Source organism: Geotalea sp. SG265 (assembly GCF_022808985.1).
Taxonomy (GTDB): Bacteria; Desulfobacterota; Desulfuromonadia; order Geobacterales; family Geobacteraceae; genus Geotalea.
Map to the genome: position 1 here is coordinate 251,004 of NZ_JAKZFT010000002.1, position 22,536 is coordinate 273,539.

A 22,536-nucleotide genomic window follows, 5' to 3' on the forward strand; every position below is an offset into this window, starting at 1 on the left:
AGGAGAAGTCACAAATGGCACTGGTCAAATACAACCCGTTCAAGGATCTTCGGGCCATGCAGGAGGAAATGAACCACCTGCTCGATCTGGCCTGGAACCGGGAATCGGGTGAGGAACTGAACGAAGGAATATGGCAGCCGCCGGTGGATATCTACGAAAACCCGGAGACTGTCGTCATCAAGGCCGAGGTACCCGACATCGACCAGAAGGATATCGAGGTGCGGATCGAGAACAATACCCTGACGCTGCGAGGTGAGCGGAAACAGAATACCGATATCAGGAAAGAGAACTACCACCGGGTGGAACGGTACTTCGGCACCTTCCAGCGCAGCTTCACCCTCCCCGAGAACATCGCTCAGGACCAGGTACAGGCATCATGCGACCGGGGGGTCCTGACCATCGTCCTGCCGAAAATGGAAGAGACCAAGCCGAAAAAGATCAAGGTGGAGATAAAATAGGCGGCACAAAGCCGCCCTGCCATTCCGGCTACTTACGCAAGATATGTTGTAAAGGCGCCTTTCACATGGTTTCGTTCATGCTGCCGGTGCGGTATCCCTCCAAATCCACCGCCACGTAGGTAAACCCCGCCTTCTTGAAAAATGTGACCACCGAGCGGCGCAGTTCCGGCTGCAGAAGCCGCCCCAACTCCTCCTCGGCAAGCTCGATACGCGCCGTCTCGTGATGGAACCGCACCCGATAGAGTGCAAAGCCCTGCCCCTTGAGAAAGTCCTCGCACGATTCGATCATCGCCAGCCGTTCCGGCGTAATCTCAACTCCATAGGGGAAACGGCTGGCAAGACAGGCATAGGGCTGCTTGTCCCAGGTGGGAAGCCCCAGTTCGCGGCTGAGAGCGCGAATATCGCCTTTGCTGAGCCCTGCCTCAAGCAGCGGGCTGCGCACCTTGAGTTCGCCTATGGCAATACGTCCGGGCCGGTAATCGCCCAAGTCGTCGGTGTTGCTGCCGTCGGCAATGAAGGAAAATCCTTCCACAGCCGCCTTTTCCACGCAGTGCTGAAAGAGCTCTTTCTTGCAATGATAGCAACGGTCCTTGGGATTGCCGGAAAATCCGGGAATTTCCAGCTCATTGGACTCGATGACGATCTGTCGCACCCCCATGGACGATGCCAGGGCAGTCGCTTCCCTGAATTCCGAAGCAGGATAGGTGGGGGATGTGGCGGTGATGGCGCAGGCACGGTCTCCCAGAAGGTCGTGGGCGACCCTGAGAAGGAACGTGGAATCGACGCCGCCGGAAAAAGCCACCAGCACCGAGCCCATCTCCCGGAGGATATCCTTCAGTTTTTCGTATTTACCGTGCAGTTCATCCATGGAGGCCTCAAACAAAGACGGCCCGTTGAACGGGCCGTCCGATTTTTTTCTCACAGCAGCAAGGATGGCTAATCAAAAACACCAGTGGAAAGATACCGCTCTCCCGTATCGGGCAGGATCACCACCACGTTCTTCCCGGTGCCAAGCTTCTTTGCCACCTGGATGCCACCGACAAGGGCGGCGCCGGAGGATATTCCCACGAGAAGGCCGGCTTCCATGGACAGCCGCTTCGTCGCTCCATATGCGGCATCGTTGGACACGCGGATGACTTCATCGTATATCTTAGGATTCAGCACATCGGGAATGAAGCCCGCGCCGATGCCCTGGATCTTGTGGGGGCCCGGATCGCCACCGGACAGTACGGACGAATCGGCTGGCTCTACTGCGGCAATATGGATGGCAGGATTGTGCTTCCTCAATGCCTCGCCGGTCCCGGTAATGGTTCCGCCGGTGCCGACCCCCGCCACGAAGCCGTCAATGGAAAGGCCTTCCATTCCCTTGATGATCTCCGGCCCTGTCGTCAGCCGGTGTACTTCTGGATTCGCAGCATTCTTGAACTGCTGGGGCAGAAGGTAACCATTCTCTGCAGCCAGCTCCTCGGCCTTCTGCACGGCCCCCCGCATTCCCTGAGCCCCCGGGGTCAGAACCAGTTCGGCACCGTAAGCGGCCAGGAGGCGTCTTCTTTCAATGGTCATGGTGTCGGGCATGACCAGGATCAGCTTGTATCCTTTGACGGCACAGACCATGGAAAGGCCGATGCCCGTATTGCCGCTGGTTGGCTCTACCACAGTGGCGCCCGGCTTGAGGCAGCCGTCCTTTTCCGCAGCCTCGATCATGGCAAGGCAGATGCGGTCCTTGATGCTGCCACCGGGGTTGAATGCCTCCACTTTTCCCCATAGTGCTGCGGAACCGCTTTCTTCGAACCTGCTCAGCCTTACCAGCGGGGTATTGCCTATCTGTTTGATAACGTCTTCGCTTCTTGAAATCGGCATATCAGGAATCTCCTTTTTGCTTATATGAAGTACATGAACCGGTGGTCCTGCTCCCGCTTGATGCCCATGGCGTGCCCTCGTTCACACAAGGTCTTCAGGGTGATCGAGCCGAAAAGAGCATTCAGCTCTCGACTTGCTTCATCCCAAACCGTCTGGGTCACACAGCCGCCGTCAAAGTCGCATTGCTGCTTTTTTTTCTTGCCGCCCGTACAATCGACCAGCAGCGTATCGCCTTCCGTCGCCTGGACGATATCCTTCACCGTTATCTCTTCGGGCTTCTTGGCAAGACAGTAGCCCCCCTGCGGCCCCCTTTTGCTGTTCAGGATGCCCTTTTTTTTCAGGGACTGGAAGATCTGTTCAAGATAGCGGGGAGAGATATTCTGGCGGCGGGATATGTCCTGTATCTGGGCAGGCAGGTTTCCAGAATTGTACGCAATGTCGAAAAGTGCCCGTAAGCCGTAACGGCTCTTAGTTGAAAGCCTCATAGGTTCTACTCCATGTGAAATAAACAGAAATATACAATCCTTTACTTAAACCGTCAAGAATTAAAAAGGCATGGCTTTTAATTCTCCACATTCATGCTCTAGTTTGACACAGTGGCTTGAACGGTACACGACGGGACATCTGGGGCGGATGACCGGGATGGAGAGTGGAAAGATTCGTTATTGTGCCACAGGAGGAGAACCGGAAAGGGAATTGGAGGAAGATCTGTCTATTTGTTGTGGCAACCGAAACACAGACTGCTTCCTGCATTGTCCATGACCAAATGGGCGCCGACATGATTGTTCAAGTCATGGCAGGAGATGCAGCTGACCTGGTCGTTTATCAGTTTTATCCTTGCCGCGGTCAAGCGCTCGACCGGCTTGTACTGGTCTTCCTTCCCCTCGGGGGGATAAGGCATATTGACGCCGTGGGAACCGTAAAGCCGGCAATCGACACCGCTGCAGCTGGCAACGGACTTGGCAGACGTACCGTCATGGCAGACAAGGCAGCCGGAGGTGGTTTCCTCCACGGTTACCATAAAACCATGGTGCTCGGTCATTTCAGCTCGGGGAGACTTCAGCGAGAGGAGCAGCAGAAGCAGCATGAAAAGGAGGCTGGATACGCACAGTGTCTTGAACATGATTTACCTCCTCGAAATGCAGATGTGCGGCAGATATTCCCTTACCGGCCGTCTGGCATCGAAGGTGTAAATTAATGTTACACGCGTTGGCGCTTTCTGAGATTAAAATACCCCCATTCAATCCTTTGTAAATAACTGAAATACATTATATTTTATTCATGTTTTTTAAAGGTTCGCAAAAAAGAGAGCTACATGAGGTGGCATTTCAGGCAAAGATTGGTGGTGGCAAGATCGACGATGGGATGGCCCTGTTGGGGGTTTTCCAGATTGTGACAGGAAATGCAGGTGACCAGTCCGTTCAGCAGTCTTACGGACCCGTCTACCACGGGGACATATTCACCCTCATGGCCTGCAGGTGGATAAGGTACCTCGATGGGATGGGGTCCATCCAAGGGGCATTGACCTCGCAAGCAGCTGGTAATGGGGCTTGCCGTCGATCCGTCATGGCAGGCGAGGCATTCATGGGAACCTGCCAGACAATTGACCATGTAGCCGTGGTGGGGTACCAGGCCGGCTCCGGCAGCTTTGTATTGTGGGAACAGAACGAGCACAAGGCTGAACAGAAAGAGTATCTTGGGCATGGACGCCTCCAGACTCCGCTATTCATTGCATTGCCGGTTCGTCATTACTGAAAGCTTATCATCGCCCAGCCCGGGTGCAAGGATCAGGTGCTACCAGTGTCGCTCCGGCGGCTCGATCCTGCCCAAATGCCGTATTTCCCCCTCCACCACCTGGAAATGGTCCCCATACTGATTTACCCACTCATCCCCTTCTTCAAGGGGAAAGGGAACTTCCCGGCTGCCGAGAAAGACTTCGTCCTCACCGATATAGGCAAACCACTCCAGGTTGCCGTTCATCCAGATCTTGTTCTTGAGTTCCATATATCCTCCGCAAAAGGATATGGATTGTACCGAAACCCGAACATCCAGGTCAAGCATCACGGTTTTTTTTCTTGTTGCAGAAATGAGTTTTTGTTATTACAGGGGAACATTCATACGGTTAAGGGAGTTCCTACACATGAAATTTACCAAAATGCACGGCGCCGGCAACGATTATGTCTATGTGAACTGTTTTTCCGAACAGGTGGAAAACCCGGCTGACGTGGCCATCAAGGTATCCAATCGCAACTTCGGCATCGGTTCCGACGGTCTAATTCTCATCATGCCTTCCGAAAAGGCCGATGTGCGGATGCGCATGTTCAACTCCGACGGCTCCGAATCGGAGATGTGCGGCAACGGAATCCGCTGCGTCGCCAAATATGCCTACGATCACGGTATCGTCAACAAAAAGGAGATCACCGCCGAAACCGGCGCCGGCATACTGACCCTGCAACTTTTCACCGACTGCAGCAACAAAGTTGAAAAAGTCCGCGTCAACATGGGCAAACCCCGCCTGACCCGCGGCGAAATTCCCATGACCGGCCCGGCCGATGCCCGGGTGGTAAACGAACCGCTCAATATTCTCCATACCACTTTTACAATCACCTGCGCCTCCATGGGCAACCCCCATTGCGTGATTTTCGTAGATGACGTGGAAAACTTCCAGGTGGAAAAATACGGGCCGCTCATCGAGAACCACGAGCTCTTTCCACGGCGCACCAATGTGGAGTTCGTCCAGATCATCTCCCGGAGCGAAGTGCGCCAGCGCACCTGGGAACGGGGGGCGGGGGAAACCCTTGCCTGCGGTACCGGCGCCAGCGCCGTTTGTGTTGCCGGGGCTCTCAACGGCCTCACTGAAAAGAAGATCCTCAATCACCTCTCCGGTGGCGATCTGGAACTGGAATGGGCCGAGGATGGCTTCCTCTACATGACCGGTCCCGCCGTGGAGGTCTTCTCCGGAGAGATAGCCATCTGAGCAATTCTGTGGGAAATGGAATCAAGGCAAAGGCGAAGAATATAATCTTCGCCTTTGTCGCTTAGGAAGGAGATTTTCATGGACAGTTGCCCCATGTGCAGCAAATGGCATGATGAACCGAACCTGCGGGTCGCCGAGCTGGAACATTGCCGGGTCATGCTCAACGGCGACCAGTTTTTTCCCGGCTATACCTTTGTCTTCACCCGCAGCCATGTCACCGAGCTCTTCCATCTGGACCAGGCCATCAGGACCGGCGTCATGGAAGAAGTTTCCGCGGTTGCCGCGGCGCTTTACAAGCTCTTTCATCCAGATAAAATAAACTATGAACTTCTGGGCAACATGGTCCCCCACATACACTGGCACCTGATTCCCCGCTTTGCCCAGGATCCGCTCTGGCCGCGCCCCATCTGGTCCGAGCCCCATCGGGAGGTCGTACTCGGCGAAAAAGAGTACACCGAACGCATTTCGTCGGTCAGGGAAGCACTATCCTCCGCAATCCCGCCACAGAGGTGCCTATGAACGACTTTCTCGGCGCGCACGTCTCCATTGCCGGCGGGATCTACAACGCCCCGGAACGGGGCGCCAAGGCAGGTTGCGGCGTCATCCAGGTCTTCACCCAGAATACCAATCAGTGGCGCGGCAAACTGATCTCCGACCCCGACATCCTGCTCTTCAGGGAAAAGCTGGCCGAATCGGGCCTCAACGAGGTCATCAGTCACGACATCTATCTCATCAACCTGGCCGCGGCTCCCGGAGAGCTGCGCGACAAGAGCCTGAACGGCTTTCGCGAGGAAATGATCCGTTGCGCACGCCTGGGTATCGGCAAAATCGTCATGCATCCCGGGGCACATAACGGCGATGGGGAAGAGGTCGGCCTTCGGCGCATCATCGAAGCCTTTGACCAGCTGATTGCCGAAGCCCCTGCCTACACCGGCAAGATCCTCCTGGAGACCACCGCCGGCCAGGGAACAAACCTGGGCTATACCTTCGAACATCTCAGAACCATCATCGACGGCTCCGCCCATCCCGACCGTTTCGGTGTCTGCTACGACACCTGCCACACCTTTGCCGCCGGTTACGACATCACCTCCGAAGCCGCCTACCACAAGGTCTGGGATGAATTTGACCGGGTCATCGGCCTGGACCGCCTGCAGTGCTTCCATCTCAACGATTCGAAAAAGGGGCTCAACTGCCGCGTCGATCGTCACGAGCATATCGGCAAGGGGGCCATCGGCGCCGCCGGTTTCTCACTGATCATGAACGATCCCCGCTTTGCGCGCATTCCGAAAATTCTCGAAACGCCCAAGGGAGACAACAACGAAATGGACGAGATCAACCTCAAGGTGCTGCGCGACATGGCAGAAAAGGCATAGCAGGAGGCACCATGGCTAAAATCGAGATCATCAAAGGGGACATCACGACACTGGCCGTGGATGCCATCGTCAATGCCGCCAACAACACGCTCCTTGGGGGAGGCGGCGTCGACGGGGCCATCCACCGTGCGGCAGGTCCCGACTTGGTGGCCGAATGCGCCACCCTCGGTGGCTGCGAGACGGGGGATGCCAAGATCACCAAAGGGTACAAGCTCCCTGCCTGTCATGTTATCCATACGGTGGGACCGGTCTGGCACGGAGGACACAAGGGAGAGCCGGAATTATTGCGGCGTGCCTACCGGAGCTGCTTTGCGGTCGCCCATACAAACAGCGTAAAGTCGATCGCTTTCCCGGCCATCAGCGCCGGGGTTTATGGCTACCCCATGGAAGAAGCCTGCAGTGTCGCCATGGACGAAGCGAAAGCGGCACTGGAGCACTACCCGGAGCTGGAAAAAATCGTCTTCGTCACCTTCAGCGACGGCGCCCTGGCCATCTATCAACGCCAGTTCAAGACACTTTTCCCATGAAAGCGGTGATACAGAGGGTCAGCGAAGCATGCGTGAAGGTGGATGGCAAGACCTGCGGCAGCATCGAACGGGGCATTCTCATCCTTTTAGGCGTTGAAAAGGGTGATGAGACAAGGGATGCGGACTGGCTGGCGGAAAAGATCATCAACCTGCGCATATTCGAGGATGAGGCAGGGAAAATGAACCTCTCCCTCCTGGATACCAAGGGGGAGCTGCTCTCTGTCTCCCAGTTCACCCTGGCCGGCAACTGCGGCAAGGGGCGCCGCCCTTCTTTCGATACAGCTGCGCCGCCTGAAGAGGCTAACCACCTCTACCAGTACTTCAACGGCAAGCTGTGGGAGCTAGGGGTGCCGGTTCAGTCCGGAATTTTCCAGGCAGACATGAAGGTCTCGCTGATCAACGACGGCCCGGTCACCTTCATCCTGGAGACGCCACGGACCAAGCCTTCCTGATCATACCAAAGGCCGGATTTCACTGACCGTGAACTGCGCCACATACCGCACCGCCTCTCCGGCCTGGGGCGATACGACCCTTGCCGTATGCTCCCGTATCCGCTGGAGCATTTCTCCCGAATCCTTGATATCCTTCAGCTGCAGGGTCAGCCGCCATCCGTTCCCACCGCGGGAGGGAGCCAGGTACAGGTACGAGGCATGGGGATTGACAAGCAGGTTGCTGTGGGTCCGCCCCTGGCTCATCCCCCAGGCCAGGGTTTCTCCATCCATAACATGGGGAACGGCATAGACCGCCGTATTGACCTGCCCGGAAGCATCCGCCGTTGCAATGACACCGCGTCCACCTTCGGGAAAAAGCTCTGCCAAATTCATATGTTCTCCTTTCCTTCTTTTTGCTTCCCCCCTTCGGTGGGGCGTGCTACTCTGGTTCACAGCCAAACGGTGCCACCTCACCTTCGATGTATAAACATTAATTTACCACTTCCGGAATGATTGTCCATCGGGAGAACAGCAGCCCCCATGCAGTTGAAACCGCTTCTCGAATCCCTCTACGCCAACCGGTCTTCCGTTCACCTGGCGAACGATCCCCTTTCCTTCTGTCACCGGTACCGGGACCCGGCAGACCGGGAAATAGCCGGGTTCATCGCCTCCGCCTTTGCCTACGGCAACGTCAAGATCATCCTCAAGAACCTGGAATCGATCTTCGGCGCCATGGGTCCTTCCCCCCGGAGATTCGTGGAAGAATTCGAGCCAGCCGCCGCACTGCCGCTCTTTGCCCGTTTAAAGCATCGCTTCAACGACGGCCGCGACCTCTGCGCCCTGCTCCTTGCCTGCCGCACCATGATCGACGATGCCGATTCCATCGGCGAGTACTTCCTCGGCTGTCATGATGCCGCCGCCGAAGACATTACAGGCTCCCTGATCCTGTTCACGGAAAGCATCCTCGCCATGGATTTCTCGCCGGTCTTCGGTTCGCCGACCATCCCGGCAGATTCGTACTTCCGCTTTTTCTTCCCCTCCCCCGCCTCGGGAAGCGCCTGCAAAAGGCTCTGCATGTTTCTGCGCTGGATGGTTCGGCCTGCGGACGGCATCGACCTGGGTCTTTGGAAAGGGGTATCCCCTTCGCAACTTGTCATTCCGGTTGATGCACACATCCAGCGCATCGGCCGGTTCCTCAACCTCACCCGGCGCAAACAGGCCGACTGGCGCATGGCACGAGAAATCACGGCGGCGCTGAAGCAGCTGGACCCGGACGACCCGGTTAAATACGATTTCAGCCTCTGCCACCTTGGTATCTCCGAAGGATGCAACGGCAAGGATCTGGCCAGATGCCTGACCTGTCCCATCAGGGAAGTGTGCAGTCTTCCAGAAACAGCCGGGTGAAAGGAGCTTGAAGAGATGAAGAAACTTCTGACCTGGGGAGGCACTAGCCTCCTTATCTCTGCCTTCCTCGATCCGCTCATATACTCCGGTTTGGACAAGCCGGTCCCATGGCTGCGCGACCTTGCCATGGCCGCAGGTGGAATGCTCTGCCTTTATCTGCTCGTCAAGTACCACGACCAGCTCTAAATTTGCCGTTGACAAAAAAGGGGCGCTCCCTTATCCTTTGCCCTACAATTAAATACGCAAACCTGCTTATCAAGAGTGGTGGAGGGAAAAGGCCCTGCGAAGCCACAGCAACCGGTTCTCCGAAAGGACAGCGCCAGGTGCTAAATCCTGCCCATGGGGCGAAGATGAGAGAGGCGCTTTCCGTTATCGTACATGCAACAAAGCCCCTTCTCGTTACCGAAGGGGCTTTTTTCATACAAGGATGCTATGACCGTCGGCATAGTTGCAGAAAAATCCATCAGCTTCGAAAAGGATCTCCGCCTGGAGAGCGGTCGTATTCTCGGTCCGATCACCCTCGCTTACGAGACTTACGGCACCCTCAACAGGGAGCGGTCCAACGCCATCCTCGTTGCCCATGCCTGGACCGGCAGCGCCCATCTGGCCGGCAGACACAGCGAAAGCGAACAGAAACCCGGGTGGTGGAACGAGATCGTCGGCCCCGGCAAGCTGCTTGATACCGACCGCTATTTCATCATCTGTTCCAATGTCATCGGTTCCTGCTTCGGCTCTACCGGGCCCGCCTCCATCAACCCCAAGACCGGCAAGCGGTACGCCCTCTCATTTCCGGTCATCACAGTACGGGACATGGTGTGCGCCCAGGCGCTGCTCATTGACCACCTGGGCATCGAGCGCCTGCTGGCGGTCATGGGCGGGAGCATGGGAGGAATGCAGGCCCTGGAGTGGGCGACCCAGTTCCCGGAGCGCGTTGCCTCGGCCGTCATCCTCGCCACCACGCCACGCCCCTCTGCCCAAGCCATCAGTCTCAATGCCGTAGCCCGCTGGGCCATCTTCAACGACCCCACCTGGAAAAAGGGGGAATACCGCAAGAACCCCCGGGACGGGCTTGCCCTGGCCCGCGGCATCGGCCACATCACCTTCCTCTCCGACGAATCCATGACCGCCAAGTTCGGCCGGCGCTTTTCCGCCAAGGACGGCCAGTTCGATTTCTTCGGGCAATTCGAAGTGGAGCGCTACCTGAGCTACAACGGCTACAACTTCGTCGACCGGTTCGACACCAACTCTTTTCTTTACCTGGCCAAGGCATTGGACCTCTACGATGTGGCCTGGGGTTATGAATCCCTTGAAGATGCCTTTGCCCGGGTTACAGCCCCCATACAGTTTTTCGCCTTCACCTCGGACTGGCTCTATCCCCCGGCACAGACGGAAGAGATGGTCAGGACCATGGAAAAGCTGGGCAAGCCCGTTGAATACCACCTGATCACCTCTTCCTATGGGCACGACGCCTTTCTCCTTGAGCATGAGACCTTTACCCCAATGGTCCGGGAGTTCCTGGAAAAGACCCGTGCATAACGGGCGATGCCCTGAGGCAGGCCAATGGCGTTGAACATCATCACCAGCAACCGGATGGAACTCCTTATCGAGCGGCTGGCTGCGGTGGTGAAGATGCCCCTTGCCGATGCCTTCATCCCGGAAATCATCGTTGTCCAGAGCAAGGGAATGCAGCGCTGGCTGGCCATGGAACTGGCACGGAAACTGGGGGTATGGGCCAATGCCCGCTACCCGTTCCCCAATGCCCTCATCGACCGGCTTTTCGCCAGCATCATTCCCGACTGCGCCGAGGTACCGGAAACTTCCCCCTTTCACCCCGATGTGCTCACCTGGCGCATCATGGAGCTTTTGCCCCGCCATCTGCACGAATCCTCTTTCCAGTCAGTGGCAGCCTATCTGGCCGATGATGACAACGGGCTCAAGCTCCTGCAACTGGCAGGGGTAATCGCCGATACCTATGACCAGTACACTATCTATCGCGCCGACATGGTTTCCGCCTGGGAAAAAGGAGAATCGGCCGGCTGGCAGGCATCGCTGTGGCGGGAACTGGCAATAAGCACTCCCCGGCGCCACCGGGCCGCCCTGCTGAGTCAATTTCGCCGCCAGCTTGCCCGGGGGAAATTCAAGCCAGCCGACCTTCCCCGACGCATCTCCCTGATCGGCATCTCCTCACTCCCCCCATTCCACCTGGAGGTACTGGCCGCCATCGCCCGACACACGGAGGTCAATCTCTTCCTCCTCAATCCCTGCCGACAATACTGGGGAGGGATTGTGCCGGAACGGGCGCTCCCCAGGACCGGCCAGCAGGAATTCGATTTCAGCGGCAGCAGCGGATATTTTGAAACGGGCAACCCCCTGCTCGCCTCTTTCGGCCGCACGGGAAGAGACTTTTTTGAAATACTCATGGGGGCAGGCGAAGATGTCTCCCCAGAAGAGTCTTTCACCGAGCCTGGGGAAGACAGCCTGCTTCACCTCCTCCAGGGGGACATCCTCGACCTGCGTGATCGCAGGCATGCCGCCACGGCAACCATCTCCCCCAGCGACGATTCCCTGCGCATCCACGCCTGCCACAGCCCCATGCGTGAAGTGGAAGTCCTCTACGATCAGCTGCTCCACCTGCTCGACCGGAACCCGTCCCTTGCGCAACGGGACATTCTGGTCATGACCCCGGACATCGAAAGCTATGCCCCTTATATCTCCGCCGTCTTTGGCAGTCCGGAACGTGCAGAGGAGCGCATTCCCTTCTCCATCGCCGACCGCAGCCTGCGCCGGGAAGGGGAAGCAGCCGAAACCTTCCTCGCCATACTGGACCTCTTCGGCAGCCGCTTCACTGTCACACAGGTCCTCAATATCGTGGAAAAGGCGCCCGTACTGCGGCGTTTCGGGTTGGCAGCGGCCGATATGGACCTGATCCGGCAGTGGCTTTCTGCCACCAATATCCGCTGGGGCATAGATGCCGGCACCCGCAACAGGAACGGCCTTCCCCCTTTCGACGAAAACTCTTGGCGCGCCGGTCTCGACCGGCTCCTGCTAGGCTATGCCATGGCCGGCAACGACAGGGAGTTCTTCGCCGGCATGCTCCCCTATGATCATGTGGAGGGAGCCGATACGGTGGTACTGGGCCGCTTTCTAGAACTGTGGGAGGCCCTGTCCCGGACGGTTGGCAGCATGGGCATCCCCCGCACCTTGCCGGAGTGGGCAGCGGAACTCCGGCTGATAGCCTCCACCTTCATCGCCGCCGATGATACCAGTCCCGAAGACGACCTGGGGGGCCTGCTCCGGGTCCTGGACCTGCTGGAAACCTGCGGCACCATGTCCCGCTATACCGGCTCCGTCGGCATAGCGGTAATCAGATCCTGGCTGGGGGAGAAGCTCGACCGGCAGCAGCGGGGCTTCGGCTTTCTCACCGGGGGGGTCACCTTCTGCGCCATGCTCCCCATGCGCAGCATCCCCTTCAGGGTAATCTGCCTCATGGGTATGAACGACGGCGTCTTTCCCCGGCGCAACCGCAAAAGCGGCTTCGACCTCATGGCAGCGGCACCGCGTCGGGGAGACCGCAACCAGCGGGATGAGGACCGGTACCTGTTTCTCGAAGCGCTCCTCTCCGCCCGCGACCACTTTCACATCAGCTACGTGGGGCGCAGCATCAAGGACAACAGCACCTTGCCTCCTTCACCACTGGTCGGCGAACTGATCGACTACTGCAGCAAAGCCTTCCGCACTGCCGGCCGCGAGTATGATGACCGGACAATGCAGGAGGCTCTCTGCGTCGATCACCCACTGCAGCCTTTCAGCGAGCGATACTTCTGTCCCGGCAACGGCCAGCTCTTCAGCTACAGCAGGGAAAACCGCCTGGCCGCCTTTGCCTCCCCCAGCGCAGCCGAACCAGTGCCATTTCTCGTCGGCCCGCTGCCGAAAGAAACGGATACCGTGCTCAACATCAGCGAGCTGGTGGATTTCTTCGTCAATCCGTGCCGGCACCTGCTACAACGGCAACTAGGGGTCTCCCTGGAACTGCGCCACGAAGCCATGAAGGAAGAGGAATCTTTCATCCTGGACCCTCTGGGCAAGTATGCCCTGGAACAGGAGATGGTGGCGAGGCTGGTGGAAGATGAGGATCTCACCCTCCATCGAGCCGCAGCCATATGCCGCGGAATCCTTCCCCCAGGGGAGCCGGGACTGGTTATCTATGACCGGTCGGCAGCGGCGGCAACGGAATTTTCCGCCCAAGTGACGGCAGTGGCCTCCGGCCCATCCCTTCCCCCGCTGGAAATCGCCATCGACTGCTGCGGAGTGCGTCTTGTCGGGCGCATCGAGCGCATCTGGCCCACCGGCCTCGTTCACTACCGCTATGCAAAACTCAAGGCTAAAGACCGCCTGCGCATGTGGATCGAATATCTATGTCTGAACTTTGCCGCAACCGAGAACTACCCCTGTAACGCCTTCCTCCTGGGAAGTGACGGCATCCTCACCGGCGACCCGGTCTCAGACAGCCATCGCCAACTAGAGCAGCTTCTGGCCATCTACGGCAGAGGCATAGCCGCCCCCCTGCATTTTTTTCCGGAAACTTCCCTGGAATACGCAAAAAAAGCTGCCGACCCGAAAAAGGGGGCACGAGCCCTGGCCGATGCGGCAAAGAAATGGCAGGGCTCCGAAGAGTATCCGGGAGAAAAGAGCGACCCCTGGTTCCAGCGCTGCTTCGGTGACGGCAATCCCCTGGACGATGAATTCATTGAGCTCGCCACGGCAGTCTACGCTCCCCTGCTGGCCCACCTGTGTGGGAAAAAGATAAGGAAGGAAGGAGGAACATGAGGCCTTTCGACCTCCTCCATACCCCCATCACCGGGCGCAACCTGATCGAAGCCAGCGCCGGCACCGGCAAAACCTTTGCCATCGCCGCCCTCTATCTGCGCCTGGTCCTCGAACAACTTCTGCCGGTGGAACAGATCCTGGTGGTAACCTTTACCGAGGCGGCGACCAAGGAACTCCGGGAGCGGATCAGAAAGCGGCTCACCGAGGCAGAGGATAGCTTTGCAGCAGGAACAAGCACCGATCCCTTCCTCTGCGGACTCGTCGCCCGCATCGGCGACCGGCCAGCCGCGCGGCAGGCCCTGATCAATGCACTGCGCTCCTTCGACGAAGCTGCCATCTTCACCATCCATGGTTTTTGTCAGCGCATGCTCCAGGAAAACCCCTTCGAGAGCGGTTCCCTCTACGATACCCAACTGGTGACCGATGAACGGCCGGTGCTTCGGGAAATTGCCGCCGACTACTGGCGCCTTAACTGCTACCAGGGAGACCCTGTCCTGATTGCAGCAGCCGTGGAAGACGGGCTGACCCCGGAAACGCTCCTGGATCTGGCAAGCCGCTACAGTGGCGCACCTCTTATGAAGATATTTCCGGAAGCGGCTTTTGTTGCCACCGGGAGTGACGAAATCAAATACCGGCTGCTCTCCCTGAAGCGGGGCTTTTTCGACTACCTGGCTGCCGAACTGCCGAAACGGAAGCGACAGAAGAACATCCGCTTCTTCCAGGACTTTCTCCTGGACTTCCATGCCGCCGTCGGCACCGGCGTTTCGTCCCTCGCCCCCATAGTCCACGAGCGCTACCGGGCTGCCCTGATCGATGAGTTCCAGGATACCGATCCAATCCAGTTCGGCATCTTCGACCGCATCTATCCCCCCGGTGACCCGACCCCCTTTTTTCTAATCGGCGACCCTAAGCAGGCCATCTACAGCTTCCGGGGTGCCGACATCTTTGCCTACCTGGATGCCGCCGAGAGCTCCCTTACCGGCCACTCCCTGGCAAAGAACTGGCGCTCGGAACCGCAGCTAATACAAGCGGTCAACGGCCTCTTTTCTTCCCGTCCCGCCCCCTTCGCCATGGAGGAGATCCCGTTCCATCCGGTGGCTCCCGCCGATTGCGAGCGGGAGTTCCTGACCCTTGACGGCAAGACCGATACGGCACCGTTCCGCTTCTGGTTTGCCGGACGCATGGAGCCGGGCAAACCCATCAACAAAGGTGATGCCTGGCAGCTGCTTTCAGATGCCGTGGCTGGAGAAATATCACGGCTTTTGGCCGAAGGAAGGCAAGGCAGGCTGTGCATCGGCAGCAGACCGGTCGCGCCGGGAGACATGGCCGTCCTGGTCCGGGCCAACCGCCAGGCAAGGCTCGTACAGCGGGCACTTTCCCGATTGGGCATTCCCAGCGTTGTTTGCAGTGCCGGCAACCTCTTCCAGTCGGCAGAGGCCAGGGAAGTGCTCCATTTCCTTGCCGCCATCGCCGATCCGGCCAATGAACGGCAGGTGAAGGCCGCGCTGGTCACGGACCTGGTCGGGATATCCGGCGACGACCTGGCCCTGCTCGTTGCCCATGAACCCCAGTGGGAAGAGGTGCTGGCGGAATTCGGCCGTTACCATGACCAGTGGCAGACAAGCGGTTGCATGGCCATGGCCATGAACTTCATGGCGGCAAGGCAGGTTCGCAGCCGAACACTGGGTCTTCCCTCCGGAAGAAGGAGGCTGACCAACATCCTCCACTGCTTTGAAGCGGTCCACGAAGCGGCCGTCTCCCGGCGGCTGGGCATGGAAGGAACGGTTTCCTGGCTGGCGGAGCAGATAAACGGCCATGAGGACCGGGAAGAGCACGAGATACGCCTGGAGACGGACGCAGATGCGGTGCAGCTGGTGACGATCCACAAGAGCAAAGGTCTGGAATATCCCATCGTTTTCTGCCCGTTCAACTGGGCCGAATACGGCAGGAAGGAAAGAACCGTCGCCTTCCACGACGACGACCGCAGGGCCGCCATGGACATAGGCTCCCCTCTCATGGAACTGCACCGGCAAAAGGCCGCTCATGAAGCCATGGCGGAAAATCTTCGCCTGCTCTACGTTGCCGTCACCCGCGCCCGCCACCGCTGCTATCTGGTCTGGGGCGCCTTTAAGGATGCCGGCAATTCCGCCCTCCATTACCTGCTCCATCCCCACTCCCCCGCCGCAGGGGGGCAGGTCTCGTTAACGGACGAGGAGATCCTTGCCGACCTGTGCCGAATCGTGGAGCATGCCGGCGGCAGCATCGCCGTAGAATCGCCGTTCCAGGGCACTACCCAGCCGTACCGCGCCCCGGTGCCTGAGGCTGAAAACTGTGCATCCCGCACCTTCACCGGCGGCATCGACCGGGAATGGCGGGTCGCAAGTTTTACCTCCTTTTCCTCTTCCGTGCGACACGGTGCGCATGCCGCAGAGCTTCCAGACCGGGACGCCGCAGCCGTCGTCCCCCGGGAGGATGCCGCCAGTCCCCCGGCTGGGATATTTGCCTTTCCCCGGGGAGCAGCCGCAGGGATTTTCTTCCACGAACTTTTCGAAAACCTGGATTTCACCAATAGCTCCGCTGCCCCCTTCCTGGTGGAGAGCCTGCTGAAGAAGCACGGCTTTGCCGGCGAGTGGCAGGAAACAGTGCTGGTCATGGTAGAAAACATCCTCTCGGTACCCCTGGCAGGCGACTTTCCACCGCTCACCCTGGGGGAGATTGGTCTGGACCGAAGACTCACGGAGCTGGAGTTCTTTTTCCCACTTGCCCCCCTTTCCAGTGACAGTTTTCGGGAGGCAGCTGCACGGTGGGGGGTGGCCGGGGGAGATCTGAACTTGGCTGACCTTGCCGGGAAGCTGTCTTTCGCTCCCGTCAAGGGGATGCTGCGCGGTTTCATCGACCTGGTTTTCGAACGCGACGGACGGTACTACATCGTCGACTGGAAATCGAACCACCTGGGCAACGGAGCGGAAGAGTACGGATTAGAGGCCCTTGCCGGCGCGATGGCCGAAAATCTCTACCACCTGCAATACCTGCTCTATACCGTGGCCTTGCACAGCTATCTCGCCCTGCGTCTGGCCGGTTACGACTATGAACGGCATTTCGGCGGCGTGTTTTATATCTTCCTCCGAGGCGTCGGCAACAGAGGCGGCAGCCAGGGCGTTTTCCATGCCCGCCCCTCCATTGGAGTCATCGAGGAGCTCTCCCGGCTACTGGTGGAGAAGCTGCCATGAACAGGGATGGAGGAATGGCCGCCATGGCCGATAGCCTTTCATTCAGCCACATGGACCGGCACTTTGCCTCATTCGTCTGCCGGCTGGCCGGGACCGACGACTACCTGCTCTGGCTTGCCACCGCCCTTGCCAGCCAGGCCGTCAGCAACGGCAACGTCTGCCTTGATCTGGCCAATGCGGCGATATCTGCCTCTGCAGCTGGATACGCCATCGACGATCCTGCAGCATGGAGCGATCACCTCAGGAAATGGCCGGTGGTCGGCGCACCTGGAGAATTTACCCCCCTGGTCCTGGACAGCGCCGACCGTCTCTATCTGCACCGCTACTGGAGCTATGAAACCTCCCTTGCAAAGGAGCTGCTGCGCCGTGCGCTCCAATCCCCCCCCTTCGACCGGGAGCTGCTCGCCGCGGGAATGAAACGCCTCTTTCCTTCCCCGCCAGCAGAGGAAACGGACTGGCAGCAGGTGGCGGCCCTGGCCTGCATCAGCCGCTCCATTGCCGTCATCGCCGGAGGCCCGGGCACGGGGAAGACCTCCACCGTCTTCCGCGTCCTGATCCTGCTCGTGGAACAGGCCGCCGGGAGCCGATGCCATATTGCCCTTGCCGCGCCCACCGGCAAGGCGGCTGCGAGACTCGGCGAATCCATCGCCGGGGCGAGACAGGGAGCGGCCATAAGCGAGCTGGTGCTGCAGCAGATCCCCGACCAGGTCATGACCCTCCACCGGCTGTTGGGGTTTGTGCCCGGCTCGAACCGCTTCCGCTACAACCGGGATAATCCCCTTCCCTACGACGTGGTGGTGGTGGATGAGGCATCCATGGTTTCCCTGCCGCTCATGGCCAAGCTGGTGGATGCCCTGCGTGATTCGGCGCGCCTCATTCTCCTTGGGGACCGGGACCAGCTGGCCTCAGTGGAGGCGGGAGCCGTCCTGGGAGATATCTGCAACACCGGCGGCAGCCATTGCTTTTCCGCGCCCTTTACGCGGCTGGCAGAGGAGACCATCGGCACGGCGCCGGCCCGGGAGAGCGCCGGAGAGACCGTTCATCCATTGAACGACAGCATCGTCGTACTGCGCAGAAGTTATCGCTTCGGTGCTGAAAGCGGCATCGGCACTCTGAGCCGGCTGGTGAACGGAGGAAACGGAACTGCCGCCTTGGAAGTGTTGACCGCACAGCACTATGCAGATCTCGCTTTTCGGGACAATCCCGGCGCTGCACATTTGGAAGAAGCCCTGACAGCCGCCATCATCGACGGATTCCAACCCTACCTGACCGCCGGTACCCCGGAGGGTGCCTTTGCCGCCCTGGACCGTTTCCGCATCCTCTGCCCCCTGCGACAGGGACCTTTCGGTACGGAGGCTGTCAACCGCCTGGTGGCAAAGGTGCTTGCCGGAAAGGGGCTCATCCACCCCCAGGGACGCTGGTACGCGGGACAACCGGTGATGGTGACCAGGAACGATTACAGCCTCCGGCTGTTCAACGGCGATATGGGTATCATTCTCCCTGACCCAGCGGCAAACAACGAATTGCGCGCCTTTTTCGCCACCGGAGAGGGGACTTTGAAGTCCGTACTCCCCCTGCGTCTTCCCGAGCATGAGACCGCATTCGCCATGACCGTCCACAAAAGCCAGGGCTCGGAATTCGACCGGATCTTGCTGCTCCTTCCCGACCGGCATTCCGAGGTGCTCACCAGGGAGCTCATCTACACCGCCCTGACCCGCGCGAAACATGCCGTGGAAATATGTGGTTCAGGCGACGTTTTCGTCAGGGCCACAGCCTCCCGGACAGTGCGCAGCTCCGGATTGCGCGACGCCTTGTGGGGCAAGGCCTGAAGGTCCTCCCATACCGGTAAATTATCTTCTCCCTTCCCGGGAAAAGCATGGTACAGTTGGTTGCGACACCACCTGCACAAGGAGCTGACCATGAGATTCCAACGACAAGGGCTGTCCCTGTCCTATGAGGATGCGGGTGCCGGTCTCCCGATGATCCTCATCCACGGCTTCCCCCTCAACCGGCAGATGTGGGCACCACAGGTCAAAGCCGTTACTGCTGCGGGGTTCAGGCTTGTGACCCCCGATCTGCGTGGCTTCGGCGAGAGCGATGTCGGGACGGGACTTTGTACCATGGATACCTATGCCGATGATGTCATTGCCCTGATGGACCATCTGGCACTGGAAAAGGCGGTGGTCGGCGGCATGTCCATGGGGGGCTATGTGCTCCTCGACCTGCTCGCCCGCTATCCGCAGCGCATAGCCGCCCCCTGTTTCATCGTCACCCGGAGCGGCGCAGACGACGACGCGGGCAAGGCGAAGCGTACGGCCATGGCCGATGATGCGAAAAAATTCGGCGCACGAATCGTGGCCGACATCTTCGCCAAGCTGCTCTTTGCCGAAGAGACCGTCACACAGAAGCCGGAGCTGGTTGCCCAGGTTGCCGCATGGATGCGTGATGCAAACCCAGCCGGCATGGCCTGCGGGCTTCTGGCCATGCGGGACCGGCCCGACCATACCCCCCTGTTGACAACAATCGCCCAACCGGCATTGGTCATCGGTGCCGCGGAAGACCGGGCCATGGCCCGGGAATATTTCCACATCCTCGCTGCCGGGCTGTCCCACGCCGGCAGCTGCATGATCGCCGGGGCGGGACACATGGTCAACATGGAAAAGGCCGAGGAGTTCAATGCCTGCCTGCTGAGGTTCCTGCAGGGGCTCAAATCTCAAAACAGTTGAAACGTACAGGTGCAACCGATGGAATATGCGATACTTTTAGCAGGACTGGCACTGGCCGTTGCCATATGGTTTGTCTGCGGCACGAGGCTGAAAAATGCCCGTGAACAATGGAAAAGGGAATCTGAAGGGGCTACGGCAGCGCTCAATGAGCGATTGTTGAACAGGGAGCAGCAGATAGCCGAGCTGCGCAACGCCCTGAGTGATGCCGCCTGCGAAAAGGGGGCGTTGCAGGCGGAGCTGCAGACGGTCGCCGAGAAGAAGGCGGCGGCCGAGGAAAAGGTGAACCGTATTCCCCAGCTGGAGGAGCAGCTGCGGGCAAGGGAAGAACACCTCCGGCAGACATTCGAGGAAAATTCATCATTGAAGGCCCGGTTATCGGCCATGGCCACCCAGCTTGGAGAGGAGCGCAAGGCCGCCGAGGAGAAGCTCGCCATCCTGGATGCGGCCCAGACAAAACTCTCCGATGCCTTCAAATCCCTGTCCGCCGAAGCGCTGAACAGCAACAACCAGGCATTCCTCGATCTGGCCAAGGCCTCCCTGGAAAAATTCCAGGAGGGGGCTAAAGGTGACCTGGCACTGCGCCAGAAGGCCATCGACGAATTGGTCAGGCCCATGCGTGAGTCCATGGAAAAGGTCGATACCAAGATCCATGAACTGGAAAAGACCCGCCTTACCGCCTATGCCGGGCTGACCGAGCAGATCAAAGCCATGACCGCCGGGCAGATGCAGCTCCAGGGGGAGACTGCCAACCTGGTCAAGGCCCTGCGCGCCCCGACCGTCCGCGGGCGCTGGGGTGAAATTCAGTTGAAGCGGGTGGTGGAAATGTGCGGCATGGTCAACTACTGCGACTTTCAGGAACAGGAATCGACCAGCTCGGAGGAGGGACGGCTGCGGCCGGACATGGTCATCAAGCTCCCCAACGGCAAGAACATCGTCGTTGACTCCAAGGCGCCGCTCATGGCCTACCTTGAGGCACTGGAAGCGCCCAGCGAGGAGGACCGCCTGCGCCAGCTGAAGGAACACAGCCGCCACATCAGGGTCCACTTGACGAAACTGTCTGCCAAGTCATATTGGGACCAGTTTCAGCCAACGCCGGAGTTCGTCGTGCTCTTTCTGCCGGGGGAGACCTTCTTCAGCGCCGCCCTGGAGCAGGACCCGAGCCTGATCGAATTCGGCGTGGAGCAGAAGGTGATCCTAGCCACGCCTACCACCCTCATCGCCCTGCTCCGGGCCGTGGCCTACGGCTGGAGACAGGAGCAGATCGCCGAAAACGCCCAGGCCATCTCCGAGCTGGGGAAGTCCCTCTACGACCGGATCGCCACCCTGGCCGGCCATTTTTCCGATATGCGCAAGGGATTGGAGCGGGCGGTCGAATCCTACAACAAGGCAGTGGGCTCCATGGAGACACGGGTCCTGGTCACCGCCCGCCGCTTCAAGGAACTGGGTGCCTCCACCGGCAAGGACATCGAGCGGGTGGAGGGGCTGGACAAGGCCCCGCGCAACCTGCAGCTGCCGGAAGCAACCGAAAAGATCCCGGCCGACCTTTTCACCACTAAAGCCGACTGACGGAAAATAAGGGCGCGCCCTTCACCCTTCACCCTTCACCCTTCACCCTTCACCCTTCACCCTTCACCCTTCACCCTTCACCCTTCACCCTTCACCCTTCACCCTTCACCCTTTCATACAGCCCCAGATATGCCGCGGTTTCCCTCTCCGGCGCGAATTTATCCCTGACCAATCCCCGCCCCGCCGCGCCGAGGGCCGCACGCACATCTTCCCTTCTTAGAAGCAGCTCCGCCTTCTGCAGAAATAGCCGCTCGTCGTTATAGAGGAAACCCGTTGTTCCGTCGGCAATGAGCGAACGGTTGCCCTCGATGTCGGCGGCCAGGACCGCCCTGCCATAGGCAAGGGCCTCCAGCACACTGTTGGCCATGCCCCCTTCGAAGAGGGAGGTATTCAGCACCACCTGGGCCTTATTGTAGAGGCAACCCATGGATTCATGGCCGATCCCCCCCAGGTAATGGGCGAAGGAGTAGCCTTCCAGGGTTTCCATGACCTGCGCCGCATAGGCAGGGTCAAGCACCGGTCCCGCCAGGATCAGGCGAACCTGTGGGTACCGACCGTGAAGCACAGCCAGCGGCCCGAGAGGGAACAGCACATTCTTGACCGGGCGCAGCCCGGCCGGCAGGAAAAAGGTGAAAGTTCCGGGGGAATGGGGGAATTCCCGGTTCCCCGGACATGGCTCCTCCGGCAGTTCGACCCCCTGGGGGATGACGACTGTCTTTTCCGCCGCATCAGGAATGTGCTGCAAGAGCCGGTCGCGTATGCTTTCGTGGAAGACCGCCAGGTACGCGGCTCGGTCCAGTGCGGCCAGGGTTTCATCCCGGCGGTGGTCGGTCAGCGCTTCGTAAACGTCGGTGCCCGTAAGGGTTATCACATATGGGATTCCATAGCGCTGCTGCAGTTCATGGGCTATCCTGCCCCCGCTATGGCCATGGAAGGCATGGATCAGGTCGGGTCTTGCAGCTGCAACCTCGTTGCCGATCTCTTCCCCGGCTGCAGCGTCCAGGGAGTGGACGGCGACGGTAATCCCGGCCTTGACAAGGTTCTTTTCGATGCGGCTTACCGTCACCGCGTTGCCGCGCATGAGCGGGAAATAATGGGGGGTGATAAGAGCTATCTTCATTCTTGGCCTTTCAAGATGATTCGGCACAGGGACCGGC

At 59.2% G+C, this 22,536-nt stretch carries 22 protein-coding genes and 1 riboswitch; of the genes, 14 read left to right on the forward strand and 8 right to left on the reverse strand.

Features of this window, described 5'->3' with window-relative positions:
- Window positions 1–14: 14 nt before the first annotated feature.
- Window positions 15–458 (forward strand): Hsp20/alpha crystallin family protein, encoded by a 444-nt coding sequence (locus tag ML541_RS03655; RefSeq protein ID WP_243370941.1) that lies wholly within the window; start codon window positions 15–17, stop codon window positions 456–458.
- A gap of 61 nt (window positions 459–519) precedes the next feature.
- Here ML541_RS03655 and larE read toward each other — a convergent pair whose 3' ends face one another.
- The 6 genes from larE to ML541_RS03685 all read right to left on the reverse strand — a co-directional run bounded on the left by larE (window position 520) and on the right by ML541_RS03685 (window position 4,322).
- On the reverse strand, window positions 520–1,326 hold the full coding sequence (gene larE / locus ML541_RS03660) for an ATP-dependent sacrificial sulfur transferase LarE (RefSeq protein WP_243370944.1): 807 nt from the start codon (window positions 1,324–1,326) through the stop codon (window positions 520–522).
- 68 nt (window positions 1,327–1,394) lie between these two features.
- Window positions 1,395–2,318 (reverse strand): cysteine synthase A, encoded by a 924-nt coding sequence (gene cysK, locus ML541_RS03665; protein ID WP_279342331.1) that lies wholly within the window; start codon window positions 2,316–2,318, stop codon window positions 1,395–1,397.
- 20 nt (window positions 2,319–2,338) lie between these two features.
- Window positions 2,339–2,803, reverse strand: coding sequence for an Rrf2 family transcriptional regulator (locus ML541_RS03670; RefSeq protein ID WP_243370946.1), 465 nt, complete (start codon window positions 2,801–2,803; stop codon window positions 2,339–2,341).
- Window positions 2,804–3,030: 227 nt separating this feature from the next.
- Window positions 3,031–3,441, reverse strand: coding sequence for a cytochrome c3 family protein (locus ML541_RS03675; protein WP_243370949.1), 411 nt, complete (start codon window positions 3,439–3,441; stop codon window positions 3,031–3,033).
- Between the two features lie 188 nt (window positions 3,442–3,629).
- Window positions 3,630–4,022 (reverse strand): hypothetical protein, encoded by a 393-nt coding sequence (locus ML541_RS03680; RefSeq protein ID WP_243370950.1) that lies wholly within the window; start codon window positions 4,020–4,022, stop codon window positions 3,630–3,632.
- 90 nt (window positions 4,023–4,112) lie between these two features.
- Entirely contained in the window at window positions 4,113–4,322 is a 210-nt protein-coding gene (locus tag ML541_RS03685; protein ID WP_243370951.1) for a hypothetical protein, read from the reverse strand.
- 136 nt (window positions 4,323–4,458) lie between these two features.
- Here ML541_RS03685 and dapF point away from each other — a divergent pair, with 136 nt between their 5' ends.
- The 5 genes from dapF (at window position 4,459) to dtd (ending at window position 7,647) form a co-directional block, all read left to right on the forward strand.
- Entirely contained in the window at window positions 4,459–5,295 is an 837-nt protein-coding gene (dapF, locus tag ML541_RS03690; RefSeq protein ID WP_243370953.1) for a diaminopimelate epimerase, read from the forward strand.
- 78 nt (window positions 5,296–5,373) lie between these two features.
- Complete coding sequence (locus ML541_RS03695) at window positions 5,374–5,814, forward strand: HIT family protein (protein WP_243370954.1); 441 nt, start codon at window positions 5,374–5,376, stop codon at window positions 5,812–5,814.
- A complete protein-coding gene (locus ML541_RS03700) occupies window positions 5,811–6,668 on the forward strand; it encodes a deoxyribonuclease IV (protein WP_243370955.1) in 858 nt (285 codons plus the stop codon). Before ML541_RS03695 ends, ML541_RS03700 begins: the two co-directional genes overlap by 4 nt.
- A gap of 11 nt (window positions 6,669–6,679) precedes the next feature.
- Window positions 6,680–7,195: an O-acetyl-ADP-ribose deacetylase gene (locus tag ML541_RS03705; protein ID WP_243370956.1), complete on the forward strand. Its 516-nt coding sequence runs from the start codon at window positions 6,680–6,682 to the stop codon at window positions 7,193–7,195.
- On the forward strand, window positions 7,192–7,647 hold the full coding sequence (dtd, locus tag ML541_RS03710) for a D-aminoacyl-tRNA deacylase (RefSeq protein WP_243370958.1): 456 nt from the start codon (window positions 7,192–7,194) through the stop codon (window positions 7,645–7,647). Before ML541_RS03705 ends, dtd begins: the two co-directional genes overlap by 4 nt.
- Here the strand turns inward: dtd and ML541_RS03715 are convergent, their stop codons facing one another.
- Window positions 7,648–8,019, reverse strand: a complete 372-nt coding sequence (locus ML541_RS03715) for a pyridoxamine 5'-phosphate oxidase family protein (protein WP_243370959.1) — start codon at window positions 8,017–8,019, stop codon at window positions 7,648–7,650.
- A gap of 147 nt (window positions 8,020–8,166) precedes the next feature.
- On the opposite strand from ML541_RS03715, the gene ML541_RS03720 reads away from it, so the two are divergent.
- The 8 genes from ML541_RS03720 to rmuC all read left to right on the forward strand — a co-directional run bounded on the left by ML541_RS03720 (window position 8,167) and on the right by rmuC (window position 21,379).
- The gene (locus ML541_RS03720; protein ID WP_243370960.1) at window positions 8,167–9,030 is read left to right on the forward strand and encodes a TIGR02757 family protein; all 864 of its coding nucleotides are present in this window, start codon (window positions 8,167–8,169) and stop codon (window positions 9,028–9,030) included.
- Window positions 9,031–9,045: 15 nt separating this feature from the next.
- Window positions 9,046–9,216, forward strand: coding sequence for a hypothetical protein (locus ML541_RS03725; protein WP_243370961.1), 171 nt, complete (start codon window positions 9,046–9,048; stop codon window positions 9,214–9,216).
- A gap of 63 nt (window positions 9,217–9,279) precedes the next feature.
- Window positions 9,280–9,387, forward strand: a riboswitch (SAM riboswitch).
- A gap of 75 nt (window positions 9,388–9,462) precedes the next feature.
- Window positions 9,463–10,566: a homoserine O-acetyltransferase gene (locus ML541_RS03730; RefSeq protein ID WP_243370962.1), complete on the forward strand. Its 1,104-nt coding sequence runs from the start codon at window positions 9,463–9,465 to the stop codon at window positions 10,564–10,566.
- A 24-nt stretch (window positions 10,567–10,590) separates the two neighbouring features.
- Window positions 10,591–13,857 (forward strand): exodeoxyribonuclease V subunit gamma, encoded by a 3,267-nt coding sequence (gene recC / locus ML541_RS03735; RefSeq protein WP_243370963.1) that lies wholly within the window; start codon window positions 10,591–10,593, stop codon window positions 13,855–13,857.
- A complete protein-coding gene (locus tag ML541_RS03740; protein ID WP_243370964.1) occupies window positions 13,854–17,087 on the forward strand; it encodes a UvrD-helicase domain-containing protein in 3,234 nt (1,077 codons plus the stop codon). Before recC ends, ML541_RS03740 begins: the two co-directional genes overlap by 4 nt.
- Window positions 17,084–18,916, forward strand: coding sequence for an exodeoxyribonuclease V subunit alpha (gene recD / locus ML541_RS03745; protein ID WP_243370966.1), 1,833 nt, complete (start codon window positions 17,084–17,086; stop codon window positions 18,914–18,916). The genes ML541_RS03740 and recD overlap by 4 nt, the downstream gene beginning before the upstream one ends.
- A 90-nt stretch (window positions 18,917–19,006) precedes the next feature.
- On the forward strand, window positions 19,007–19,813 hold the full coding sequence (locus ML541_RS03750; RefSeq protein WP_243370968.1) for an alpha/beta hydrolase: 807 nt from the start codon (window positions 19,007–19,009) through the stop codon (window positions 19,811–19,813).
- An 18-nt stretch (window positions 19,814–19,831) separates the two neighbouring features.
- Window positions 19,832–21,379 carry a DNA recombination protein RmuC gene (rmuC, locus tag ML541_RS03755; RefSeq protein ID WP_243370970.1) on the forward strand — a complete coding sequence of 516 codons (1,548 nt, stop codon included), beginning with the start codon at window positions 19,832–19,834 and terminating at the stop codon, window positions 21,377–21,379.
- Window positions 21,380–21,470: 91 nt separating this feature from the next.
- Here the strand turns inward: rmuC and ML541_RS03760 are convergent, their stop codons facing one another.
- The gene (locus tag ML541_RS03760) at window positions 21,471–22,499 is read right to left on the reverse strand and encodes a GPMC system family 4 glycosyltransferase (protein ID WP_243370972.1); all 1,029 of its coding nucleotides are present in this window, start codon (window positions 22,497–22,499) and stop codon (window positions 21,471–21,473) included.
- Window positions 22,500–22,536 lie beyond the last annotated feature (37 nt).

Bases quoted from the DNA above. Each gene is read 5' to 3' on its own strand.
- ML541_RS03740 (WP_243370964.1), top strand. From the start codon at position 13,854: ATGAGGCCTTTCGACCTCCTCCATACCCCCATCACCGGGCGCAACCTG.
- ML541_RS03685 (WP_243370951.1), bottom strand. From the start codon at position 4,322: ATGGAACTCAAGAACAAGATCTGGATGAACGGCAACCTGGAGTGGTTT.
- recD (WP_243370966.1), top strand. From the start codon at position 17,084: ATGAACAGGGATGGAGGAATGGCCGCCATGGCCGATAGCCTTTCATTC.
- ML541_RS03655 (WP_243370941.1), top strand. From the start codon at position 15: ATGGCACTGGTCAAATACAACCCGTTCAAGGATCTTCGGGCCATGCAG.
- ML541_RS03730 (WP_243370962.1), top strand. From the start codon at position 9,463: ATGACCGTCGGCATAGTTGCAGAAAAATCCATCAGCTTCGAAAAGGAT.
- larE (WP_243370944.1), bottom strand. From the start codon at position 1,326: ATGGATGAACTGCACGGTAAATACGAAAAACTGAAGGATATCCTCCGG.
- dapF (WP_243370953.1), top strand. From the start codon at position 4,459: ATGAAATTTACCAAAATGCACGGCGCCGGCAACGATTATGTCTATGTG.
- ML541_RS03680 (WP_243370950.1), bottom strand. From the start codon at position 4,022: ATGCCCAAGATACTCTTTCTGTTCAGCCTTGTGCTCGTTCTGTTCCCA.
- ML541_RS03700 (WP_243370955.1), top strand. From the start codon at position 5,811: ATGAACGACTTTCTCGGCGCGCACGTCTCCATTGCCGGCGGGATCTAC.
- rmuC (WP_243370970.1), top strand. From the start codon at position 19,832: ATGGAATATGCGATACTTTTAGCAGGACTGGCACTGGCCGTTGCCATA.
- ML541_RS03760 (WP_243370972.1), bottom strand. From the start codon at position 22,499: ATGAAGATAGCTCTTATCACCCCCCATTATTTCCCGCTCATGCGCGGC.
- ML541_RS03750 (WP_243370968.1), top strand. From the start codon at position 19,007: ATGAGATTCCAACGACAAGGGCTGTCCCTGTCCTATGAGGATGCGGGT.
- dtd (WP_243370958.1), top strand. From the start codon at position 7,192: ATGAAAGCGGTGATACAGAGGGTCAGCGAAGCATGCGTGAAGGTGGAT.
- ML541_RS03695 (WP_243370954.1), top strand. From the start codon at position 5,374: ATGGACAGTTGCCCCATGTGCAGCAAATGGCATGATGAACCGAACCTG.
- recC (WP_243370963.1), top strand. From the start codon at position 10,591: ATGGCGTTGAACATCATCACCAGCAACCGGATGGAACTCCTTATCGAG.
- ML541_RS03675 (WP_243370949.1), bottom strand. From the start codon at position 3,441: ATGTTCAAGACACTGTGCGTATCCAGCCTCCTTTTCATGCTGCTTCTG.
- ML541_RS03670 (WP_243370946.1), bottom strand. From the start codon at position 2,803: ATGAGGCTTTCAACTAAGAGCCGTTACGGCTTACGGGCACTTTTCGAC.
- ML541_RS03715 (WP_243370959.1), bottom strand. From the start codon at position 8,019: ATGAATTTGGCAGAGCTTTTTCCCGAAGGTGGACGCGGTGTCATTGCA.
- cysK (WP_279342331.1), bottom strand. From the start codon at position 2,318: ATGCCGATTTCAAGAAGCGAAGACGTTATCAAACAGATAGGCAATACC.
- ML541_RS03725 (WP_243370961.1), top strand. From the start codon at position 9,046: ATGAAGAAACTTCTGACCTGGGGAGGCACTAGCCTCCTTATCTCTGCC.
- ML541_RS03705 (WP_243370956.1), top strand. From the start codon at position 6,680: ATGGCTAAAATCGAGATCATCAAAGGGGACATCACGACACTGGCCGTG.
- ML541_RS03720 (WP_243370960.1), top strand. From the start codon at position 8,167: ATGCAGTTGAAACCGCTTCTCGAATCCCTCTACGCCAACCGGTCTTCC.